The sequence below is a fragment of the Paenalicyclobacillus cellulosilyticus genome, assembly GCF_014647315.1.
Classification (GTDB): Bacteria; Bacillota; Bacilli; order Alicyclobacillales; family Alicyclobacillaceae; genus Alicyclobacillus_J; species Alicyclobacillus_J cellulosilyticus.
In genome coordinates, this window is the sequence record NZ_BMOY01000019.1 from 16705 (window position 1) to 37978 (window position 21274).

A 21274-nucleotide genomic window follows, 5' to 3' on the forward strand; every position below is an offset into this window, starting at 1 on the left:
TCGCGCTTGGTCACGCCGCGTTCGGAGCTTACGCCCCGCAGCCTCCGCTGCGCGTGGAACCCGCGCTGTCAAAACTGAATCAGGGTCTTGATCTTCATCCCGGGCAACCGCTGCCTGCCGGCAAGCTCCGTCAACTCGATGAGGAACGCGGCGCCCACCACCTCGCCGCCCAAGCGGCGCACCAACTCCACCGTCGCCGAGATGGTTCCGCCCGTGGCCAACAGGTCGTCGGCCACCAGCACCTTGGTCCCGGCGCGGATGGCGTCCGCGTGTACCTCCAGCCGCCCGAAGCCGTACTCCAACTGATAATCCACAGCCACCGTCCGCCCTGGCAACTTGCCGGGCTTGCGGACAGGAACGAACCCGACGCCCAATTCGTAAGCCAACGGGGCGCCGACCACGTAACCGCGTGCTTCCGGGCCGATGACCGCCTCGGTGCCGAGCGACCGCGCAAACGCGGCCAACTCTTGGATGGCCATGCGGTACGCCTGGCCGTCCGCCAAAAGCGGTGTGATGTCACGAAACAGGATCCCGGGTTGCGGAAAATCCGGGATCGAACGGATTTTGCTCGCGAAATCCATGTTCGACGCCCCTCGTCTCGGCACGGCGCACCGCCGCCCACAGGTGCCGCTGGTAGCGGCGGGACTCCCGCAGGTCGCGCGGTTGCGCCGCTTCAACAACATGATACGCCCCGTCCGTGCGCTCAGCAAACCCCAATTCGACAAACGTGTCGAGGGCGAGCGCGACCTCCCGCTCCGACCGCCGCGCCCCCAGGTTGCCAAGTTCGCTCTGCAACAGCCGGCGGCGCGCTCGCAGCAACCGGTACACGTACGCGAAATCCTCCCGCGTCAGCACACCACGGAGACGCCAGGCACGCACCACGCGCCATTGATACCGCACGCGCCCCTGCCAAGCGTTGCGGTGCAACGTGACCACCGCCGCCGCCACCGCTCCCGGTTGCCAGTGGAACACCGCCGCAGGTGCACGAAACCAGACCCATTCCGCGGCGATCCCTTGTTCACGGACATGGATGCGCGCGTGCGATCCGTCCCCCATCGGGACGACGCGCTCGACGACCACCGGCCCGATATAGAACGTGAGGGGCGGATTGCCCGGCCCGAACGGGCCCATCGCCTCCACCCACGGCCACAGCGCTTCGTTCGCTTCCGCGAGCGGCAACACATCGTCGGCGGCGGGCGCAGTCTCCCCGCCGTCCGCGCCGGCCGTCGCCCCCGGACGGGCGAGCGGGCACGCAGCCACCCGGCGCGAAAATTCCGCCAGCACGTCCCGCCGCACGTGGCAGCCCACCGCCGCTTCATGGCCGCCGAACGCGACGCCGTCCAGCCCATCGCAGCAAGCGGAGAGCACCTGGTAGACCGAGACGCCCGCGGGTCCGCGCCCCGAACCGCGCAGCACCTCGCTGCCGTCGTCGCACAAGACCACCGCCGCGCATCCGAACACCTCGGCCAGCTTCGCGGCCACAATCCCGGCCACCCCGAGCGGCCACGCGCCGGACACGACCAAACCGCCGGCCTGGGGCGGCGCGGCGCGGCACCAAGCCAAGGCCTCCGCCACCGCTCTTTCAGTCTCCCGCCGCCGCAGCGCGTGCCACTGGCCGACGCGGGCGGCCGCGGCCGCCGCCGCGGCCGGGTCTTCCGCCAACAACACCGCCATGGCGTCCTCGGCGCTGTCCATCCGGCCGGCCGCGTTTAAGCGCGGGATGATGGACCACATCAGGTCATCCTCGCCCAACCACGCGGGATCCACCCCCGCCTCTCGGCACAACGCCAGCCAACCCGGGTGCTGCACCGTCCGCAGCACGGCCAAGCCGTGCTTGACCAGGCCGCGGTTGGCCCCTGTCAACGGCATGACGTCGGCCAGCGTCCCCAACGCCGCCAACGCCGCCAGCCAATCGCCGAGCGACACGGCGGCACCGGCTGCAAGCGGTTGGTCCAGCGCATCGCCGAGCAAGGCGCGCGCGAATGTCCAAGCCACCCCAGCCCCAGAGAGGTCGCGGACCCACGGATGGGAGGCGCGGCACCAATGCACCACGGGGACGCCGTGCCACAGGGCGGCCGCACGTTGCATGTCGTCCCCTGGTTCATGATGATCCGTGACGATGACATCAAGGCCGTGCGCCCGCGCGTACGCCACCGCTTCCGCCGCACGGACGCCGTTGTCCACCGTGAGCAGGAGCCGCGCGCCCGCTTCCCGCGCACGGTCGACCAGAGCAGGTGTCAAGCCGTACCCGTCCCGCACACGGTGCGGGAGGATCACCCGGCAGTCCGCCCCGAGCCGCGTGAGCGCCGTCCAGGCGATGGCGGCTGCCGTCACCCCGTCCACGTCGTAGTCCCCCATCACCGCCACGCGCTCCCCGGCCTGCACCGCCCATCGGACCCGTTCCACCGCCCGCGCCATGTCGGTGAACGCGCAAGGCTGGCCAACGTGCAGGCCGGGACGCAGCCAGGCGTCCGGATCGGCAATGTCCCGCGCCAGCAACCAGCACGCCACCCGTTCCGGCACACAGAGGCGCGCCGCCAACGCACGGGCTGCATCCGGGTCGACCACCGCGGTCCGCCACAACACATCCTGCGCCTGGTACCCGCCGCACCCATCCGGCGTGTGCGCGTTGCCGCCCGGCGATCCGCTCCCGCGCTCCGCTCCTTCCCGGCTCATGGACGCTCACCCCGCTCTTCGTCCGTCTCGCCGCCTGCAAAGTGCGGATTGACGTGAACGAGTACGTCCTGCACGCGCGGAAACGCCTGGCGGAGTTCCTGCTTCACCCGCGCGGCAATCTCATGCCCGGCGGCGACCGTCATCCGCGCATCGACGCTCACCTTCACGTCGACAATCACGTATTGCCCGTGATCCCGCACATAGAGGGCGTCGATCCGCTCCACGCCCGGCACCGCCATGACCCGCTCGCGGTACGGATGGAGGTCCTGGTCGTCCATCGTGCGGTCCATCAGGCTGTGCGATGCATCCGCCGCCATCCGGTACCCCATCCAAAACACAAGGATCGCCACCACGCCGCTCGCCACGGGATCCATGTACAACAGCCAACGCACCGAAGCCGCCTGCCCCGCCAACGCGAGCACGATGCCGAAGAGGGCCGCCAACGAGGCGTAGACGTCCGACCGGTGTTCGTAGGCGCTCGCAACCAAGCTCGGGCTGCCCGTCCGTCTGCCCAGGTGATAATTGTAACGAAACAGCGCCTCCTTCACGACGACGGCCACCAATGCGGTGACGGCGGCGAGCCTGTGCGGCAACACGGGAGCGACAAACAGGGCGCGCACCGCCTCGTAGAGCACGTCGAGCGCGGCCAGCATCAGGATGCCGGCCACCACGCCGGCGCTGATCAACTCTGCCTTCCCATGTCCGTAAGGGTGGTCTTCATCCGGCGGCTTGCGTGCAATCGCCAGGCCGACGATGACGGCGACCGATCCCGCCACGTCGGCGGCAGAATGCACCGCGTCGGCGACCAAGGCGTGGCTGCCGGTCCATAGCCCGACCGCGCCCTTGGCGGCCGTCAAGGCCACGTTGATCCCGCCGCCGACCCAGGCCGCGGTTTCCAGGTGACGATGCCCAAGCTTCCTGTGCAAATCCGATCATCCTCGACCGTGATGGTTGCAATCGAGTAGGAGGGGGCGCCTAGCCCCCGTCCTCTCACACCACCGTACGTGCGGGTCCGCATACGGCGGTTCATGAAACTCCACGAAGTGTAAGGTATCTCGCCTGAAGACTGCGCAGCCCCAGTTGCTCAAAGTACGCTTTGTCCATGGCTTGGTTCAGCATTCTCGCCATAAACCACGGCCCTCGGCGTGAGTTGGCTGTCATGTGGACCACCCACTCCGGTTGCCCCAACGCGCGTAGCTCCCGATACCGCGTGCGCACTCGTTTCCATTGCTTCCATATGCACATCCGCAGCCTGCGCCGAATCCATTCGTCGAACCGTTCGCAGTGCCCCTTCATCGCCGCCAACCGGTAGTACGCCACCCATCCCATGATGTACGCGTTCAGTTGCCTGATGCGCTCCGCGATAGGCATGCTCCGTGACCTGCTGGTGATCTGGCGCACCCGTTCCTTGAATCGTTCAATCGTCTTCGGTGCCAGGCGTATCGTAGCCAGCTTGTCGGACAGGAAGCTGAATCCGAGAAACTTCAACTTCCACGGCCGGTCTACCGCACTCTTCTCCTGGTTGACCTGCAGTTTCAGTGTCCCCTCCAGGTATCTGGTCAGTGACGCCATCACTCGCTCGCCCGCCCGGCGCGACTTCACGTAGACGTTGCAGTCGTCCGCATAGCGAACGAACCGATGTCCTCGCTTCTCCAGCTCCTTGTCGAAGTCGTCCAGCATGATGTTGGCCAGCAGCGGGCTGAGGGGGCCGCCTTGCGGTGTCCCTTCCTCGTTGCGTATGACCACCCCGTCCGCCATGACGCCCGCGTTTAGATAGGCCCGGATGAGCTTAAGCACCCGCTTGTCCTTGACCTTCCGCGCCACGCGTGCCATGAGCTTGTCGTGGTTCACTCGGTCGAAGAACTTCGCCAGATCCAGGTCCACTGCCCACCGGTAACCCAGCTGAATGTATTGCTGTGCTCTGCGCACCGCATCATGTGCGCTTCGCCCCGGCCGGAATCCGAAGCTGTTCTCGGAGAACTCCGGGTCGAAAATCGGGTTCAGTACCTGGAGCAGTGCCTGCTGAATGAGTCGGTCTATCACGGTGGGGATCCCCAGTCCCCGCACCCCGCCTCCAGGTTTCGGAATTTCGACCCGCCTGACGGGTTGCGGTTTGTAGGTCCCCGCGAGCAGCTGCTGACGGATGTCAGCCCAGTGGGTCTGGATGTATGACCGTAGTTGTTCTACCGTCACGCCATCCACCCCTGGCGCTCCCTTGTTCGCCTCGACTCGACGAAGCGCTAAGAGCAGGTTCTCCCGTTCCAGCATCTTCTCCAGCAGGGAGTCACCCTCTTCGCAGGATGGGGTCTGCACTTGTGCCAACGACGAACTCGGCCCTCCAATCCCGGCCTCTCGCGGCTTCACCGCTACCCTCCGGGCGGAGGCCCCTTGCGGGGTATTCTTCTGTCGTCGCTCGTCGCATGAACGCATGTAGTCCGTCCTCGTTTCATGTTCGGCCCTTCCGCGGACGAGCGCTCGCCCGCGTACTATGGCCTCTGCTGACTCCTGTCCGTTCAACGCCGCCTCTCGACGGCGGTTACCGGCTCTGCCGGCGTACCAGACAGGCCTCCCCGGGTAAGGACGATAACTTTCACCCCATGTGCCTGCCCAATTTACTGCTGCATCCCTTGGCTGTATGGGGCTTCGTCTTGTTTTGCAGACTCGCCCGGATGCAACAGCCTCGCCTAGGGTTCGTGGTCCTCAGGCCGGGGTTTTGCCTCCGGCTTCCTTCAGATTCCGCCTCGCGACGGACACCCTTGCCTTTGGCTAGCGGTTGGTAACAGCCAACCCCCGCAGCGGACTTTCACCGCCTAGCTATCGCCCATGCCGGGCGCACAAAGAAAGCGCCCCTCGCGGGGCGCGCCTTGACTTTGTCTCAAGGCGTCTTGGCGGCCGTCGCGGCCCGCGGCAGAGCACGGCCGCGCCAGACGACCCACAGCGGGCTGGCGATGAAGATGGAGCTGTAGGCGCCGCTGACCAGGCCGATGATGAGCGCCAGCGTAAACGTGTGAATCGAGGCGCCGCCGAACAAAAACAGCATCACCGCCGCGATGAGCACCGTGAGCACCGTGTTGATGGACCGGGACATCGTCTGCCAGAGGCTGCGGTCGACCAACGCCTCGAGTTCCTCGAACGTCTTGGGCTTCTCTGCCTTCAGGTTTTCACGGATGCGGTCGAAGATGACGATGGTGTCGTTGACGGAGTACCCGACGATGGTGAGCACCGCCGTCACGAACAGCGTATCCACCTCCAACCGGAAGAGCGCGAAGAACGACATGACGATGAACGCGTCGTGCAAGAGCGCGACGATGGCCGCCACCGCGAACCGGTACTCGAACCGGATGGCGATGTAGACGACGATGAACAGCGAGGCGAGCGCCACCGCCCACACCGCCTTGCGCGACAGGATCTTGGCGACGATGGGATCGACCGTGCGGACGTCGGCGCCCTGCGAACGCGGAAAGTACTGCTTCTCCAACCGCTGCAGGGTGTCCTGCTGTGCCTGCGACAACACCGTCGGGAAGCGGATGACCACCGCGTCGCCACGCGTGCCTGCCGCCGTGATGGCCCCCTGCGGCACCGAGAATCCGCCCGCCCGCAGCATCTGCTCCACCCGGCCGACATCCACCGGCTGGTTGAGCTGCATCTGCACGCGCGAACCCGAGCGAAAATCGGTCCCCAGGTTGAAGCCGCTGAGGAGGAAGACGATGAACCCCGCGACCGTGATGAGGCCCGAGAGCAGGAAGAACCAGCGGCGCCGTTGCACGATGCTGAACCGGACCTTCACCGCGACACCGCCCCCTTCGGTCCACCCAACCACCACGGGCGCCGGACCGCGCCCGAGCGCACCAGGAGCAGCAGCATCGCCCGGCTGAGGAGCACGGCGGTCAGGAGACTGATGAGGATGCTGAACATCAACGCCACCGCGAAGCCGCGGATGTCCCCCTGGCCTACCCAGTACATGACGGCGGCCGCCAGAAAGGTCGTGGTGTTGGAGTCGAGGATGGTCCGCAGGGCGTGCCGGTTGGCCGCCACGACGCTCGACTGCAGGCTCTTGCCGTTGCGCATCTCTTCCTTCATCCGCTCATACGTGATGATGTTCGCGTCCACCGCCATGCCCATCCCGAGGATGAGGGCCGCCAAACCGGGCAAGGTCAGCACCACCTGCGCCGCCGCAAACGTCGCGAGCACCAAATAGGCGTACGCCACCAGCGCCAGGTCGGCGATGAGCCCGGCCAGCCGGTAGACGGCGAACATGAAAAGGAAGATGAGGCAGACGGCGGCAAGGCCCGCCCACATCGTCGCCCGCAGCGACGCCGCCCCCAAGGACGGACCGACGTCCGTCTGGCTGACCAGGCGCAGCGGATACGGCAGCGCGCCGGCGTTGAGCGCGTCCGCCAGTTCGATGCACGCCTGCGGGGTCGTCAGGTCGCCGCCGGAGATGAATGACGACCCGTTGACCATGATGTCGCGGACCACTGGATCGTTCAACAGCTGGCCGTTGAGAAAAATATAGATCGGCTTTCCGAGGTAGGCTTTTGTAATGTTTTCCCACTTCTGCGGGTCTTTGAAGTTGACGGTGACGCCGTTTTCACCCGTGTTCGGGTCGGTCGACCAGTGGGCGTCGCTCTTCAGGTCGTCGCCGGTCATGAGCAGCGTCTTCGGGTCCGGCTGCCACGAGCCGTCCTTACGCTGCGTCGCCTTCCCGTAGATTTCCAATTCGGCCGTTTCGCCGATGATCTTTTTCGCCTCGTCGTGATTGAAGACACCCGCCAATTCCACCCGGATCTGGTTGCCGTTCTCGAGCTCAATCACGGGCGATCCGGTGCCAATCCGGTTCACCCGCATCTCGACGGCCTGCAATGCCGCTTGGATGCCGGATGGGGTGAGCGGATGCCCTTTGGTCGGTTCAATTTGGTACAAAAGGTCGAACCCGCCCTGCAGATCCAGGCCGAGCCGAATCGATTTCCACAATGGCAGCGCGGTCCCGGCCGTGAGGCCAACGATGGCCACGGCGATGGCGAGAAACGCGCCGAAGCGGCCCCACCGCATCCATGTTCCTCCTTGTGCTTGTCCTGCCAGATGCAACCCCTAGTATACGCAAGCCGGGTTTCCAGCGTCAAACCAGCATGCTTGGCTCGTCCTCGCCCTTGCTTGCGGCAGCACGGTAGGCGTTCCTCGTCACATAATTCATGAACTGGCCGGCGCTGAGGCCAAAGATCCGCGCCACCAGGTCATAGAGCGCCACTTCGCCCTTCACCTGCGCGAGCACAGCGCGCCAGACATCTTCCGCGGTGACCTCCGCATACCCGAGCAGGCGCAGTTCCTCCGCCTTCACCCGGCAGAGGCCGAGCAACTCAGGTTGATACGCCGTCCAATCGCTTCCGGACTCCGGCATCGCCCATCCCCCTTGTCGCACGCGCCTTCCCAATTCGCCGCCGGACGACAGATTTCCTGCCTGCAAAGCGACTGCGCTCGCCCGCCCTGGACTAAACGGACAGGCCGGGACATACGCTGTACCGATCCGCGCTCGGTCAGGAAGGAGGCGCCGCGATGAGCCAACGCTCGTTTCTGCACGGCGCGATGGTGCTGGTGACCGCGAGCCTCGTCAACCGCATCCTCGGGTTCATCTACAACGTGTTTTTCAGCCGCCTCATCGGCGCGGAAGGCATGGGGTTGTTCCGGCTGGTGTGGCCGATGACGAGCCTGATGTGGACGCTCATCACCGCCGGGATGAACGTGGCCATCGCCAAGCTGGTGGCGGAAGCGCTCGTCCAGCGCGACGCGGTGCGCATCCGGCGCATCATGCGCACGAGCGCCGCCGTCACCCTCACCATGGCCGTGGTCTGCGGCCTTGCGATGTGGTTCGGCCGCGGCTTCATCCGCAGCCACTGGCTCACCGATCCCCGCGCGTATCCGACGTTTCTCGTCACCATCCCGTACGTGTGCGTCATCGCGATCGCGTCGCTCTTCCGGGGCTACTTTCAGGGGTTGCAGGACATGAGCCCGCCGGCGCTGGCGTCGGTGGTGGAGCAGGTGGTGCGCATCGCCGCCATCTACTTGATCGCGACCGCACTCGCGCAACACGGCTTGGCGTACGCGGCCGCCGCCGCGATGGCGGGAGGGCTGCTCGGCGAGGTCTGCGGACTTTGCTTCATGGTCTGGCAGTTCTCGCGGCGCGGCCGCTTGGCGCATGTGCTGCCGGACCCCCTGCCGCGCAGCCTGGAGACGACCCGGCAGACACTGCGGGCCATCGCCGGGATCGCCGTGCCGGTGACCCTCAGCCGGCTCATCGGCACCGCCATCTTCACCATCGAAGCGCTGCTCATCCCGCGCACCCTGCTCTGGTCGGGCGCCACCACCGCGGAGGCCACCGCCCAATACGGGGCGTACGCAGGGATGGTCTGGCCGCTGCTCGGTTTTCCGACGCTGTTCACCGGCGCTCTGGCCACCAACCTGGTCCCCGCCGTGTCGGAATCGGCCGCGGCCCGCGACGCGCAGCGCATCCGTATGCGCCTGTCCCAAGCGTGGAAAGCGGCGGCGCTCGTCGGCTTCCCGTCGTCCGTCATCCTGACCGTCCTCGCCGAACCGTTGTGCCGCACGGTGTACAACACGTCGGGCATCGGTCCCATCCTGTCGCTGATGGCGCCGTGCTGCTTCCTCATCTGCCTGCAGGGGCCGCTCTCCGGCATCCTGCAAGGCCTCAACCACGCCGGCGTCGCCATGGCCAACTCGCTCCTGGGCGCGGTGGTGCGGCTGATGCTCATGTACTGGCTGGGGAGCCGCTACGGCATTCTCGGCGTGGCGCTGGCCACCAGCCTCTCCATCTGCTTGACGACCGCGCTGTACTTCGCGTCCGTCTACCGCTACATCGGCTTCGCCGTGCGCCTCGTCGACACCACGAAGATCGCCGTCGCGTCGCTCGCCCTGCTGGTGTTCACCAAGTGGGCGTACACCTTGCAGCCTCGTCTTACCGGCAGCCGCCTGCTCGCCGTCGTCACCCTCGGCCTGGCGGTGTACTTCGTGCTGTGTTGTGCGTTTCGGGTCATCACCAGCCGCAATGTACGCCGGATCCCGAAGGTGGGCCCGCCGCTGGCCCGCCTGGTCGCCCGGCTGCCGTTCGCCGTCTGACCACCGCCATGCTGTGCCGGGCCGCCCATATTGCGCCGGACCGCCATGCTCGCACCGGACCGCCATCCTTCACCGCACCGCCATGCTGCGCCGGACCGCCCTCTGCTCACCGTGCGCCGACATCCGGCGGATCGCGGTGGTCGTACCCGTCGAGGTACAACGCGCCGTGCTCGTCGATGGTCGCGTAAAACACCTCGTCGATGGCGGTGAATCCGCGGTGGCGGACCTGTTGCTCCAACCATGCGACATCGCGCCCGATGGCCGCAAGCGTCTTTTCCACCGGCCGCCCGTCGATGATGAGCGGCATCGGCATCGCCTGCGGCCGTACCCGCACCCCGGTGTCGGCCGCGGCGGGCGGCAGCTTTTCGGCTTTCGGGAAGACGCTGAGCTCTCCCGACGTCTCGAGGATGGCAAACTCGACGTCCGCCACGTCCGCGATGCCCTTTTGCCTAAGTTGCATCAACAAGTCGTGCATGCTGTACCGGGTCTTGCGCATCTCGCGGTCCTTGACCTGCCCGTGTTCGATGAGCACCGCCGGCTCACCCTCCACCCAGTGGCGGAAGGTGTGAAAGCGGAGGGAGAGGAGAGCGACGGCGACCTGCAGCACCACGAGCATGCCGATGGCGAACACCGACCGCCACAGAGGCACGTCGGTCTGCTCCATCGGCAGCGTGGAAAGCTCGGCGATCATCACCGAGACGACGAAGTCGAAGATGGACAATTGCCCGATTTCCCGCTTGCCCATCAGGCGCAGGGCCACCATGACCAAGACGTACAGGACAACCACGCGGATCCCGAACTCCCACCAAGCCAACTCGCCCAAGCGGGAGACCTCCTTTTGCCAGCCGCGCCATCCGGCATCAGCCGGGACGAGGCCGCATACCCATCAAAGGGGGTGAGCAAACGTGGACTCGTCGGTGCGCGGGACGTTGCGCCTGTTGCGGCGCTTTCCCATCCTGTACGGTGTCACGTGGGCGTTGTTTTATGCGGTCCTCGGCACACTCGGCATCTCGGTGTGGGCACACACCCACACCCTGAGCGATGCGCAAATCACCACCGCGGCATACGTCATCCACTGCCTGGCCGTCCTGTGCGGAGCCGTCGCCGGCAGCAAGACGGCCGGGGAACGCGGTTGGTATTATGGAGGCATGACGGGGCTGTGCTACGCCGTGATCATGGTGATCATCGGCGTCGCGGTGTACAACACGTTCACCTTCGACGCGCCCGGCGCCTTTCGCGTGCTTTTGATGGCGCTCATCGGCGCGTGCGGAGGGATCATCGGGGTCAATTTGGGCGGTCGCTGACCGGCCGCCCGTCCGCGCCCGCTTCGTCGCCTGACGGGGGAGCGGGTGCTTCGACAATGCGCGCAATCGCCTGGACGTCCATGTCGGCCACGACCCCGGGGGCAATCCGCACGTACACGTGTCCCCCTTCGACGCGCTCGACGTCCCCGTAAAAGCCGCTGTACGTGAGCACGCGCACGCCGGGCCGCAATTGCTGCTGGAGTTGCTGGCGCTGGCGCTGTTGACGCCGCTGCGGCAGAACCATCAAAAACCAAAACACGGCCAAGAGGACGATGAGAAAGACCAGATTGGCGGCACCCTTCATCCGCTACGACGCTCCTTCCCCGGGACCGGGACGCTCACGGTCCGCAACGCAAAAGTCGCGGTAAAACGACTGCTTGAACGAGAGGAATCGGTCCTCTTCAATCGCCCGGCGCATCTCTTCCATCAGCCGCAACAAGAAGTACACATTGTGATACGTCGTCAAACGGATCCCGAGCACCTCGTCCGCTTTGAGGAGATGGCGGATGTAGGCCCGCGTGAACCGTTGGCACACCCGGCAGCCGCATGTTTCGTCGAGCGGCCGGAAATCGCGCGCGTACTGCGCGTTGCGCACCACCAGCTTGCCGTGGCGCGTCAGGACCGTGCCGTTGCGCGCGATGCGGGTCGGCAGGACGCAATCAAACATGTCGACGCCCCGCTCGACACCCTCCAAGAGGTCCTCCGGCGAACCGACACCCATGAGGTACCGGGGTTTGTCGGCCGGCAAGAGCGGCGCCGTGAACGCCAGCAACTCGTACATCAGGGGCTTGGACTCGCCGACGCTCAAGCCCCCGATGGCGTAACCCGGGAGGTCGAGCGCCGCCAGTTCCAGGGCGGCATGCCGGCGCAAGTCCGGTTGGTCGCCGCCCTGGACGATGCCGAACAACGCCTGCTCGTGCGGCCGTTGGTGCGCCCGCACACAACGCTTCGCCCAATCCAGGGTGCGCCGCAGCGAGGTCTCCAGATACGCCCGCGACGACGGATACGGCGGGCACTCGTCGAACGCCATGATGATGTCCGCGCCGAGCGCGTTTTCAATCCGCATCACCGACTCGGGGGAGAAAAACCGCAGGCTGCCGTCGATGTGGGAACGAAACGCCACCCCGTCGTCGGTCACCTTGCGCAACGGCGCCAGGCTGAACACCTGAAACCCGCCGCTGTCGGTGAGGATGGCGCCCGGCCAATCCATGAAGCGGTGCAGGCCGCCCGCCGCGGCCACCAGGTCTTCTCCCGGCCGCAGATGGAGGTGGTAGGTGTTGCTGAGGATGATGCCCGCGCCCACCTCGGTGAGCTCCCACGGCGCCATCGTCTTCACCGTCGCCTGCGTGCCCACCGGCATGAACACCGGGGTTTCGATCACGCCGTGCGGCGTGTGGAGCCGCCCGCGCCGCGCGCCGGTGACGCGATCGCGGTGGAGCAGTTCAAAACGCACCGGTGGCTGGATCACGCACGCGCCCCTCCTCGTCGACCTCCGCGCGCCGGGTGATGAACATCGCGTCCCCGAAACTGAAGAAGCGATACCGCTCCCGGACCGCCTCCCTGTAGACCTCCTTCGTGAACGCAAGGCCCATCATCGCCGCGACCAGCATGAGCAGCGTCGATTTGGGCAGGTGGAAGTTGGTGATGAGCGCGTCCACCACTTGAAAGCGAAACCCCGGGTAGATGAAGATGTCCGTCTCGCCGCTGCCCGCGACGATGGTACCGCCGGCGCCGGCCGCCTCCAACGTGCGCAGCGCGGTCGTGCCGACGGCGATGACCCGGCGGCCTTCCGCCTTCGCCTTCCGGATGGCCGCCGCCGTCTCCGGGGGGACGTCATACCACTCGCTGTGCATCCGGTGCTCTTCCACCCGCTCGACCTGGACGGGACGGAACGTGCCCAGCCCGACGTGCAGGGTCACAAAACGCTCCTCGACGCCCATCTCCCGCAACGACGCCAACAGCTCGTGCGTGAAGTGCAAGCCGGCCGTCGGCGCGGCCACCGACCCCGGCGGATCGGCGTACACCGTCTGGTAGCGGTCCCTGTCGGCAAGCGGCTGCCGGATGTACGGCGGCAGCGGCACGGTACCCGCCCGCTCCAGGAACGACGCAAACGATCCCGCCACCTCGAACCGCACCGTGCGCATGCCTTCCGGCAGTTCCGCGAGGACCTCGGCCCGGGCGACGGCGGGATCGATCGCTTCCGCGCCCTCTGCGTCCGCGGACGCCTCGCCGGCCGCCAAAAACCGGAGCCTGGTCCCTGGCCGCAACCGCTTCGCAGGGCGCGCCAACACCTCCCACGTCGTCCCGTCCACCGGCCGGACCAACAGCAGCTCGACACGGCCGCCGGTATCCTCCTTCACCGCAAACAAGCGCGCGGGCAGGACCTTGGAGTTGTTGAACACCAGCACGTCCCCCGCACGCAGGTGCGCCCCGATGTTCCAGAAATGGGTGTGGACCATCGTGCGCGCCACCGGATCGCAGACCAAGAGGCGCGAGTCCGCCCGGTTGGGCAAGGGTGACTGCGCGATGAGTTCTTCCGGCAGTTCGTAATCGAAATCTTCGACGCGCATCCCGCACCTCCCTGCCGGTATCGGCCGTCTTGTCATCTCCTGCCGCACCCTGGGACAAGCTTTCCCTATTATAGACGAAAGCGCCCGGCCCGCCAAACGGGCGCTAAGGCGCCGCGGACGCATCCGCAGCGGCTCACGGTGCCGGCGCGTCGGGGACAGGCAGGCCCAGGTGCGCGTACGCGCGCGGCATGGCCATGCGGCCGCGCGGGGTGCGTTGGATGAATCCCATCTGGAGCAGATAGGGTTCATAGACGTCCTCCAATGTGTCGGCCTCCTCGCCGACCGCGGCCGCCAGCGTCTCCAACCCCACCGGCCCGCCGGAAAACTTGCGAATCAGCGTGGAAAGGATCTTGTAGTCGACTTCGTCCAGCCCCAGGTGGTCGACGTGGAGGCGGGTGAGGGCAGACACCGCGACCTCCCGTGTGATGACCGGCGCCCCCATCACCTGGGCGAAATCCCGCACCCGTTTCAGGAGCCGGTTCGCCACCCGCGGCGTGCCGCGCGCCCGCCGCGCAATCTCCTCGCACGCCTCCTTGGTGGCGGCGACGCGCAGGACGTCCGCCGTGCGCCGGACAATCTGGGTGAGCTCAGGCACCGAATAATAGTCGAGGTGGATGATCACGCCGAACCGGTCGCGCAGCGGCGCGGAAACCAACCCCGCGCGCGTGGTGGCTCCGACCAGGGTGAACGGCGGCAAATCGAGCCGCACCGAGCGGGCGGTCGGCCCCTTGCCGATGAGGATGTCGAGGGAGAAGTCTTCCATGGCTGGGTACAAGACTTCTTCCACCGTCCGCGGCAGGCGGTGGATCTCGTCGATGAACAACACGTCTCCCGGTTGCAGGTTGGTGAGCAGTGCGGCGAGATCGCCCGGACGCTCGATGGCCGGGCCGGAGGTGACGCGGATCTGGACCCCCAACTCGTTGGCGATGACCATCGACAAGGACGTCTTGCCGAGGCCGGGCGGTCCGTACAAGAGCACGTGGTCCAACGCCTCCGCGCGCTCCTTGGCGGCCTGGATGAAGACGCGCAGGTTGTCCTTGACCGCGTCCTGCCCGATGTAGTCGTCGAGGAACCGCGGCCGAACGGAGTCGAGGACCGCGTCCTCGCCCGACCACGCCGCCGACACGAGTCTCTCGTCAGCCATCGCTTCACCTTCTCATCTGGGCGCGATCAAGCGCCTGCAAACACATCCGCAGGGCGTCCTCGAGGCACAACCCGCGGTGTTCCTGCAGCACGCCGCGTGCGGTCTCCCAAGCTTGTTTCTCATGATACCCGAGCGCAGTGAGCGCCTCCACCACGTCCCGCAACAGCGCCTGGTCGTCCATGGCGGCTGCGGGCACGCCGCCCGCCGGCGCGCGCGCGGGCGCGCACCACCCTGTACGACCGGCTTCGGCCTCCGCCCAGTCGCGCAATTCGAGCAAAAGCCGCGCCGCCGTCTTCTTCCCGATCCCAGGCAATCCCGCCAGAAACGACGCGTCGCCTTGGCTGACCGCCGCCGCGAACGCGCCGCGGTCCGCGGCGGACACCACCTGAAGCGCCAGCTTTGGCCCGATGCCGCTGATGCGCAACAGCCGCTCGAACCACGCGCGATCCGCCTCATCCGCAAACCCGAACAATTCCTGACCGTCCGCGCGCATATGATGGTAGATGTACAAGAACAACTCGCTGCCCGGTGTGACCTGTCGCGCCACCCGCTCCGGCACCCACACCCGAAAGCCGATCCCGGCGACGTCGAGTTCCAGCCAGCTCTCGGCCACGGTGAACACCCGGCCGCGCAAGAAGGCAATCACCGCACCTCGCCCCCCGTCCCCGGCGCGGGTCCGGGCCGAACCACGCGATCCCGGTACGCCGATGCGTGCGCGTGGGTGATGGCGACCGCCAAGGCGTCGGCCGTATCGTCCGGGCGCGGCCGCTCGGACAGGCCGAGCAAAACCCGCACCATCTCCTGCACCTGGCGCTTCTCCGCCTTGCCGTATCCGACCACCGCCTGCTTCACCTGCATCGGCGTGTACTCCGCCACCGGCATGCCCGCATGCGCGGCCGCCAGCAAAGCGACTCCCCGCGCCTGGCCGACATGAAACGCGGTGGTGGTGTTGCGATGGAAGAACAGTTCCTCGACCGCCATCTCCTGCGGCTGATGGGCGGCCAGCAAGGCGCGCAATTCCTGGTAAATCCGCGCCAACCGCTCGGACACCGGTCCGGCGGGTTGCGTTTCGATGCAACCACACGCCACCAGCGCCAAGCGCTGGCCCTGATGATCCACGATGCCCCAGCCCATACGGGCCAGTCCTGGGTCAATACCGATGATCCGCGCCGTCTTCCTCTCTCCCCTTCCCGCAATCAGACGGACGGCGGCGAAACCTGCACCTCGCGGACGTAGACCGGCATCTGCACAAACCACATCAACCCGTGGTCGAGGCGCCATGCCGGATGCTCCCCGGCGAAGCTGACCACCGCGTCGCCCGCGACGAACCGCACCACTTCCTGGTGGCGGCCATCGGCGTACAGCGTGACGAACAGCGCCCGGCCCGCTCCGCCCGGCTGGCCGCGACCGTCTGCGGAGGCGGCGTACCCGGTCCGCTCTGCCGCCGGGACGAATCCTGCGCAAAAATCGGTCACCGCCGGGACATCCGCCTGCGCGGCGACGCGGTCTGACCATCCCCACACGCAGCCGGCGGCCAAGCAGGCCGCGACCGCCCGCAACCCCCACGTCCGCCAGCCGTGCCCGTCCTTCCCCGCACACCTGCCGCGGCGCCTCATGACGTGTCACCTCGCACCCATTGGAGATCATGGGTGTAGCGTGGGCGCGGCCGGCTGGTTTTATACCGCGTCACACAGCGTCCGCTTCGCTGACCTCGAAGTTTGCGTACACGTTCTGCACGTCGTCGTGCGCCTCGAGGGCTTCGATGAGGTCGAGCACCCGGTCGACCGCCTCCCCGGCAAGCGGCACCGTCGTCTTGGGTTCGTACGTCAACTCCGCGTCCTCCAACGGCAATCCGAGCGCTTCCAACGCATCGCGGACCGCGGTGAACGACTCGGGCGCCGTCACCACCTCATACATCTCCCCGTCCTCACGCAGGTCATCCGCTCCCGCCTCGACCGCTTTCTCCAGCAACTCGTCGGCGGAGAACGGGCACTTCGCCTTCGGAATGGTGATAAGACCGATGCGCTGGAACATCCAGCTCACGCATCCGCTCTCCCCGAGGCTGCCGCCGCGGCGGTTGAAGATGTGCCGGATCTCCGCCGCCGTCCGGTTCCGGTTGTCGGTGACGATGTCGAGCATCACCGCCACGCCGCCTGGGCCGTACCCTTCGTACACCACCTCTTCGTACGTCACGCCCTGCAGCGTGCCGGTGGCCTTGGCGATGGTGCGCTGGATGTTGTCCATGGGCAGGTTGTTTTCCCGCGCCCGCTCAATGGCCGCCTTCAGCCGCGGGTTGGTCTCGGGATTGCCGCCGCCCTCCTTCGCTGCGCGGTAGATGTCCCGCGACAGTTTGGTGAACAACTGGCCGCGCAGCGCATCCTGCTTCCCTTTGCGGCGCTGGATGTTGTGCCATTTCGAATGCCCTGCCATCTGTCCATCCCTCCGTCACAGTCCCCAATCGCGCAGGTACCTGAAATCCAAGCCGACGGTCCGGCCGGAGACCTTGGCGATGACCGGCGTCCGGCGCTTGTATTGATTGCGCTGCACCCGGCGCGCGATGGCCGTCACCAACGCCGGCGGATACCCGTCGGCGATGAGCTCATCCGGACTGAGCCGCAAGTCGACCAGCTGGAACAGCACCTCGTCCGCCTCATCGTATGTGAACCCAAGCTCTTTTTCATCCGTCTGATCCGCCCACAGGTCGGCGCTCGGCGGCTTGTCGAGGATGGGCTGCGGCACGCCGAGGTAGCGGGCCAATTGGCGGACCTGGCACTTGTACAGATCGCCGATGGGATTGATGGCACTGGCGAGATCGCCAAACTGGGTACCGTAGCCGAGCAGAAGCTCCGTTTTGTTGCTCGTCCCCAACACCAGCGCCTGGTCATGCGCGGACAGGTCGAACAGGGTGCACATCCGCTCACGCGCCATACGGTTGCCCCGGCGCAACGGCGACGCCGCGACGCCGAGCACCTCGTCAACCTGCTTGAAGTACGCGTCCACGGGGCCGGTGATGTCGATGACCACGGACGGGATGCCGAGCGCGGCCACCACCGCCCGGGCGTCCGCCAAGCTGCTGGGATGGCTTGTCCGGTACGGCATCATGACCGCGCGCACCCGCTTGGGACCGAACGCCCGCGTCGCCAAGTAGGCGACGACCGCCGAGTCGATGCCGCCGGACAGTCCGAAGATGACGCGGTCGAAACCTGCCTTTTCGACCTCCTCGCGCAAGAACGCGGTCAGCGTGTCCGTGGTCAGGGCGGCGTTGATCTGCAAACGCCTGGCGATGGACGCTCTCACGGCCGGCACCCCTCCTCCGCCTCATCCCGTGCCGGGAAGGCGGACGCGTCGCGGCGGACCAACCATCGCTCGAGCGCCCGCAACACCAACTCCGGCTTTTCATCGCGCAGGATGGGCGTCGTATACCGCACCCGGCGCAAGAGCGTCAGATCCACCTCTGCCGTCACGAGCGCCTCCTGCAAGACCGGCGCCTCGGCAATCCGCTCGCCGTCCGGCGCCATGACGAACGATCCGCCGAAAAACCCGACCCCGTCCTCGAACCCGACGCGGTTGACGAAGAGGATGTGCACGCCGAGCAGCCGGGCATACACCTCGAGGAGCTTGCGCCAGAACGATTGCGACCCAAACCCTTCTTCGTCCTGCACGCTGCGGGCAGGGCTGGAAGCCGGCAGGATGAGGAGGTGTGCACCGTCCAACGCCAACAGATAAGGACTGGTCAGGTGCCAGGCGTCCTCACAGATGAGCATCCCCGCGCGGCCGAAACGGGTAGGGAACGCGGCGAATCTCCGCCCTGGGGCCACATACCGTCCCTCATCAAACATGCCATAGGTGGGCAAGAACACCTTGCGGTGCAGCGCGACCATCCGACCTTCTGCAGCGTACGCGCACGCCACGTAGAAGAGGTGCTCATCCGACTCTTCGACGAAGCTGAACACGATGTCCAGGTCTTGGCTGGCCGCGACCAGGCGTTGTATGTCAGGATGCGCGGGGGGGCGGGCGACATCGAGCGTCAGGTCCTGCACCTGATAGCCGGTCAGGCCCAGCTCGGGGAAGACGATGAGCGAGGCTCCCTCTTCCCGCGCCCGTGCCGCCCACGCCAGATGTTTTTCCACGTTCGCCGCCACATCGCCCAAGACAGGCCGGACCTGCCCGAGGGCGACCTTGAACGTTCGCGCCATCCTCCCACTCCATTCCCGGGCGGCTGCTCCGTCTGACCGCCACTGCCTCTCTCAGTATACCGGCCCGGCTGGGGAAAGCCAACCTGTCCGCACAGGAAGCATCCCGGCCGTCCCGGAACCATCCTCCGCCCAGGATCCATCTTCCACCCAAGCTCCATGCTCCGCCCAGGGTCCATCTTCCGCCCAGGTGGCAAACCGGGCCTGCTCCGCGCGGACGGCGCAGCGGACGCGCACGTCCGCGCCCGCCGGGCTGCCCGGACGAGCCCACTGTGCCAGCGCGCGGATGAGGGCGTCCGGGAACCGGAGAAGGTGCCAGAGCACACGCTCCATGGGTTCGGACAGGCCGGCCGCCGCGGCGTACGTGCGTACCATCGCGCGCATCTGCCCAGGGCCGAGCGGATCCAATAAGGCGACATGGTTGCAAAACTGGAAGACATCGGCAAGCGGATCGTCGATGCCTGCCTGATCGAAATCGATGAACGAAATACGCCCGTCCTCTGCCCACAACAGGTTGTGCGGCGCGACGTCGCCGTGGCACAACCCTTCGCGCCAGCGATGGCCGCCACCCTGCGGCTCGCGGCACCAGGCGGTGTAGACGGCAACCGCGGCTTGCGCGTTTGCGAGGACCGCGCGCTCCATGCCTCTGAGCTCCGGGAAGCGGAAGCGAGCCATGGGCCACAGCTGCCGCAGCACCGCGAGCTTCATCCGCAGGCGTTCGTGAAAGCGGTGGACGCGCCATGTCACACCTGCCGCCGCAGCAGCGGACGTGGCGCGGTGCAGACGGGCCAGCGCCACCAACGCGGCGTGGCGCTCCGCCTCCGACCGCACGTCCAGGGACCTGCCGTCGAGCCACGGTTGCAGATACCCTGGCCCCAATCCTTCCACCCGCACCAGCCAGGTGCCGCAGCGGGATGGCAGCGGACCGGCTGCGGTGATGCCGCAGGCGGCCGCCGCGGCAAGCAACCCCGCCAAATCCGCCAGTCGCCGGGGATCATCGTACGGTCCGGCCTGCTTCCACACGAAGCGACGGCCGTCCTCTGTCACCAATCCCCATACCGACTTCATCCGCACCAAGCACTTGACGTCGATCCCGTAGTACCTGCGCACCGCCGCGGCCAGGGGGCGCTCAGTGTCCTTTGGCAGTGCCATCGGCGGCAGGCGGGGTTTCATGCTCCGACCAACCGTCATGGTGCCCGCCACCCTGTCCGTCCCGGCCTGTTTGCACCAGCCCGGGCGAGGTTTCCCAGCCCGAGGATTCCCATGCAGAGCTGTCCCACGCCATCTCCCAAACAGGCGGCCAGGGACGCCAGGCAGCCCACGTCCACGGCCATCCCCAAGCCCAGGCGGGCGCGGGCGCCGCGTATGCCGGCCATCCCCATCCCGGCCACGGATGACCAGCCGGGACGGCCGGCATGGCGGACGACCGCACCTCGGCACGGAACGGATAGTGCATGTGCGGACCGAACACCGGGTAAACCGGTAAACCCTGAGCGCCGGGCGCAGACCACGGCATACCGCCCGTCGCCGGCCCACCAGGCGGCGGCGCGGGCCACGGCGCCGGTCCCGGCCCGGCTTCGGCGGTTGCCCAACCCGTAGCGCCAGGCTCGCCCGCCGGTGGCACCCCGGCCGCGCCCGCATGCCCGGCTGGTTCCAGGCTGGGTACCGGCGCGGCACCAGGAACCGGCTGTGTCATCGCCTCCGGGTGCAAGGGACCCGCACCCGCCGGGGGGAGCGCCGTATCCGGTTGCGGCACCGCGCTGGCCGGGAGGTAGAGGATATCGCCAGCCTCCAGCGGCCTGCCAGCCAAGTTCGGATTGAGCTCTTCCAACTCCGCTACCGTGACGCCGTACGCCCGCGCGATGCTCGCCCAGGTCTCTCCCGGCCGCACCACGTGCGGCCAGACCATGCCAAAGTACGGGGGCACCGCGCCTGCAGCCCCTGCGCCCGCAACCCCTGCGCCCGCAGCCCCTGCTCCGGATGTGCCTGCATGTTGCGCAGTGTCCGCGGCAGCCTGGCCTTTCTCCATCTCCGGGATGGCGATCACCATCCCCGGGTAGATTTGATTTGGATCGCGGATCTGCGGGTTCGCCGCCATGAGAAGATGGAGTTTTACCCCCGTCTCCTGGCTGATGCTCCACAACGTGTCTCCTTCGCGGACGATGTACTTCTTCACACGCATGGCCTCCTCCAGCCGGACCCTCTGCAACGCGTTGGCGCCGGGAGCTGCGCACCGGACCTTGCATGGGGTGCTGT

General features: G+C 67.0%; 22 protein-coding genes. 2 read left to right on the plus strand and 20 right to left on the minus strand.

Features of this window, described 5'->3' with window-relative positions; translation table 11 throughout:
* Positions 1–68: 68 nt before the first annotated feature.
* The 7 genes from IEX97_RS07205 to IEX97_RS07235 all read right to left on the minus strand — a co-directional run bounded on the left by IEX97_RS07205 (position 69) and on the right by IEX97_RS07235 (position 8074).
* The gene (locus IEX97_RS07205; RefSeq protein WP_188882033.1) at positions 69–581 is read right to left on the minus strand and encodes an adenine phosphoribosyltransferase; all 513 of its coding nucleotides are present in this window, start codon (positions 579–581) and stop codon (positions 69–71) included.
* Positions 517–2676, minus strand: a complete 2160-nt coding sequence (locus IEX97_RS07210) for a single-stranded-DNA-specific exonuclease RecJ (protein WP_188882034.1) — start codon at positions 2674–2676, stop codon at positions 517–519. The genes IEX97_RS07205 and IEX97_RS07210 overlap by 65 nt, the downstream gene beginning before the upstream one ends.
* Positions 2673–3602 (minus strand): cation diffusion facilitator family transporter, encoded by a 930-nt coding sequence (locus IEX97_RS07215; protein ID WP_188882035.1) that lies wholly within the window; start codon positions 3600–3602, stop codon positions 2673–2675. The genes IEX97_RS07210 and IEX97_RS07215 overlap by 4 nt, the downstream gene beginning before the upstream one ends.
* A gap of 100 nt (positions 3603–3702) precedes the next feature.
* Positions 3703–5106, minus strand: coding sequence for a group II intron reverse transcriptase/maturase (ltrA, locus tag IEX97_RS07220; protein WP_188882036.1), 1404 nt, complete (start codon positions 5104–5106; stop codon positions 3703–3705).
* Positions 5107–5551: 445 nt separating this feature from the next.
* On the minus strand, positions 5552–6463 hold the full coding sequence (gene secF / locus IEX97_RS07225; protein WP_188882037.1) for a protein translocase subunit SecF: 912 nt from the start codon (positions 6461–6463) through the stop codon (positions 5552–5554).
* Positions 6460–7728, minus strand: coding sequence for a protein translocase subunit SecD (gene secD / locus IEX97_RS07230; protein ID WP_188882038.1), 1269 nt, complete (start codon positions 7726–7728; stop codon positions 6460–6462). Before secD ends, secF begins: the two co-directional genes overlap by 4 nt.
* Positions 7729–7795: 67 nt before the next feature.
* Positions 7796–8074: a post-transcriptional regulator gene (locus IEX97_RS07235; RefSeq protein WP_188882039.1), complete on the minus strand. Its 279-nt coding sequence runs from the start codon at positions 8072–8074 to the stop codon at positions 7796–7798.
* Positions 8075–8229: 155 nt separating this feature from the next.
* Here IEX97_RS07235 and spoVB point away from each other — a divergent pair, with 155 nt between their 5' ends.
* Positions 8230–9807 (plus strand): stage V sporulation protein B, encoded by a 1578-nt coding sequence (spoVB, locus tag IEX97_RS07240; protein ID WP_188882040.1) that lies wholly within the window; start codon positions 8230–8232, stop codon positions 9805–9807.
* Between the two features lie 106 nt (positions 9808–9913).
* On the opposite strand, the gene IEX97_RS07245 is transcribed toward spoVB, so the two are convergent.
* Positions 9914–10630 carry a DUF421 domain-containing protein gene (locus IEX97_RS07245; RefSeq protein ID WP_229776590.1) on the minus strand — a complete coding sequence of 239 codons (717 nt, stop codon included), beginning with the start codon at positions 10628–10630 and terminating at the stop codon, positions 9914–9916.
* Positions 10631–10712: 82 nt separating this feature from the next.
* On the opposite strand from IEX97_RS07245, the gene IEX97_RS07250 reads away from it, so the two are divergent.
* Positions 10713–11111: a TIGR04086 family membrane protein gene (locus IEX97_RS07250; protein ID WP_188882042.1), complete on the plus strand. Its 399-nt coding sequence runs from the start codon at positions 10713–10715 to the stop codon at positions 11109–11111.
* Here the strand turns inward: IEX97_RS07250 and yajC are convergent.
* The 12 genes from yajC to IEX97_RS07310 form a co-directional block, all read right to left on the minus strand.
* Positions 11092–11415 carry a preprotein translocase subunit YajC gene (yajC, locus tag IEX97_RS07255; RefSeq protein WP_188882043.1) on the minus strand — a complete coding sequence of 108 codons (324 nt, stop codon included), beginning with the start codon at positions 11413–11415 and terminating at the stop codon, positions 11092–11094. The two genes, IEX97_RS07250 and yajC, sit on opposite strands and share 20 nt — an antisense overlap.
* Positions 11416–11418: 3 nt before the next feature.
* Entirely contained in the window at positions 11419–12576 is a 1158-nt protein-coding gene (gene tgt / locus IEX97_RS07260; protein WP_188882078.1) for a tRNA guanosine(34) transglycosylase Tgt, read from the minus strand.
* Positions 12554–13681, minus strand: a complete 1128-nt coding sequence (queA, locus tag IEX97_RS07265) for a tRNA preQ1(34) S-adenosylmethionine ribosyltransferase-isomerase QueA (protein WP_188882044.1) — start codon at positions 13679–13681, stop codon at positions 12554–12556. The genes tgt and queA overlap by 23 nt, the downstream gene beginning before the upstream one ends.
* 133 nt (positions 13682–13814) lie before the next feature.
* Positions 13815–14825 carry a Holliday junction branch migration DNA helicase RuvB gene (gene ruvB / locus IEX97_RS07270; RefSeq protein ID WP_188882045.1) on the minus strand — a complete coding sequence of 337 codons (1011 nt, stop codon included), beginning with the start codon at positions 14823–14825 and terminating at the stop codon, positions 13815–13817.
* Positions 14826–14829: 4 nt separating this feature from the next.
* Complete coding sequence (ruvA, locus tag IEX97_RS07275) at positions 14830–15471, minus strand: Holliday junction branch migration protein RuvA (RefSeq protein ID WP_188882046.1); 642 nt, start codon at positions 15469–15471, stop codon at positions 14830–14832.
* Positions 15468–16022 carry a crossover junction endodeoxyribonuclease RuvC gene (gene ruvC / locus IEX97_RS07280; protein WP_268238327.1) on the minus strand — a complete coding sequence of 185 codons (555 nt, stop codon included), beginning with the start codon at positions 16020–16022 and terminating at the stop codon, positions 15468–15470. Before ruvC ends, ruvA begins: the two co-directional genes overlap by 4 nt.
* On the minus strand, positions 16022–16441 hold the full coding sequence (locus IEX97_RS07285) for a hypothetical protein (RefSeq protein WP_188882050.1): 420 nt from the start codon (positions 16439–16441) through the stop codon (positions 16022–16024). The genes ruvC and IEX97_RS07285 overlap by 1 nt, the downstream gene beginning before the upstream one ends.
* A gap of 70 nt (positions 16442–16511) precedes the next feature.
* Entirely contained in the window at positions 16512–17255 is a 744-nt protein-coding gene (locus tag IEX97_RS07290; RefSeq protein WP_188882051.1) for a YebC/PmpR family DNA-binding transcriptional regulator, read from the minus strand.
* Between the two features lie 15 nt (positions 17256–17270).
* Positions 17271–18122 (minus strand): NAD+ synthase, encoded by an 852-nt coding sequence (locus tag IEX97_RS07295; RefSeq protein WP_229776593.1) that lies wholly within the window; start codon positions 18120–18122, stop codon positions 17271–17273.
* Positions 18119–19021 (minus strand): nitrilase-related carbon-nitrogen hydrolase, encoded by a 903-nt coding sequence (locus IEX97_RS07300; RefSeq protein ID WP_188882053.1) that lies wholly within the window; start codon positions 19019–19021, stop codon positions 18119–18121. Before IEX97_RS07300 ends, IEX97_RS07295 begins: the two co-directional genes overlap by 4 nt.
* Before the next feature lie 51 nt (positions 19022–19072).
* Positions 19073–20209 carry a phosphotransferase gene (locus tag IEX97_RS07305; protein ID WP_188882054.1) on the minus strand — a complete coding sequence of 379 codons (1137 nt, stop codon included), beginning with the start codon at positions 20207–20209 and terminating at the stop codon, positions 19073–19075.
* Entirely contained in the window at positions 20148–21194 is a 1047-nt protein-coding gene (locus tag IEX97_RS07310) for a LysM peptidoglycan-binding domain-containing protein (protein ID WP_188882056.1), read from the minus strand. The genes IEX97_RS07305 and IEX97_RS07310 overlap by 62 nt, the downstream gene beginning before the upstream one ends.
* Between the last annotated feature and the right edge of the window lie 80 nt (positions 21195–21274).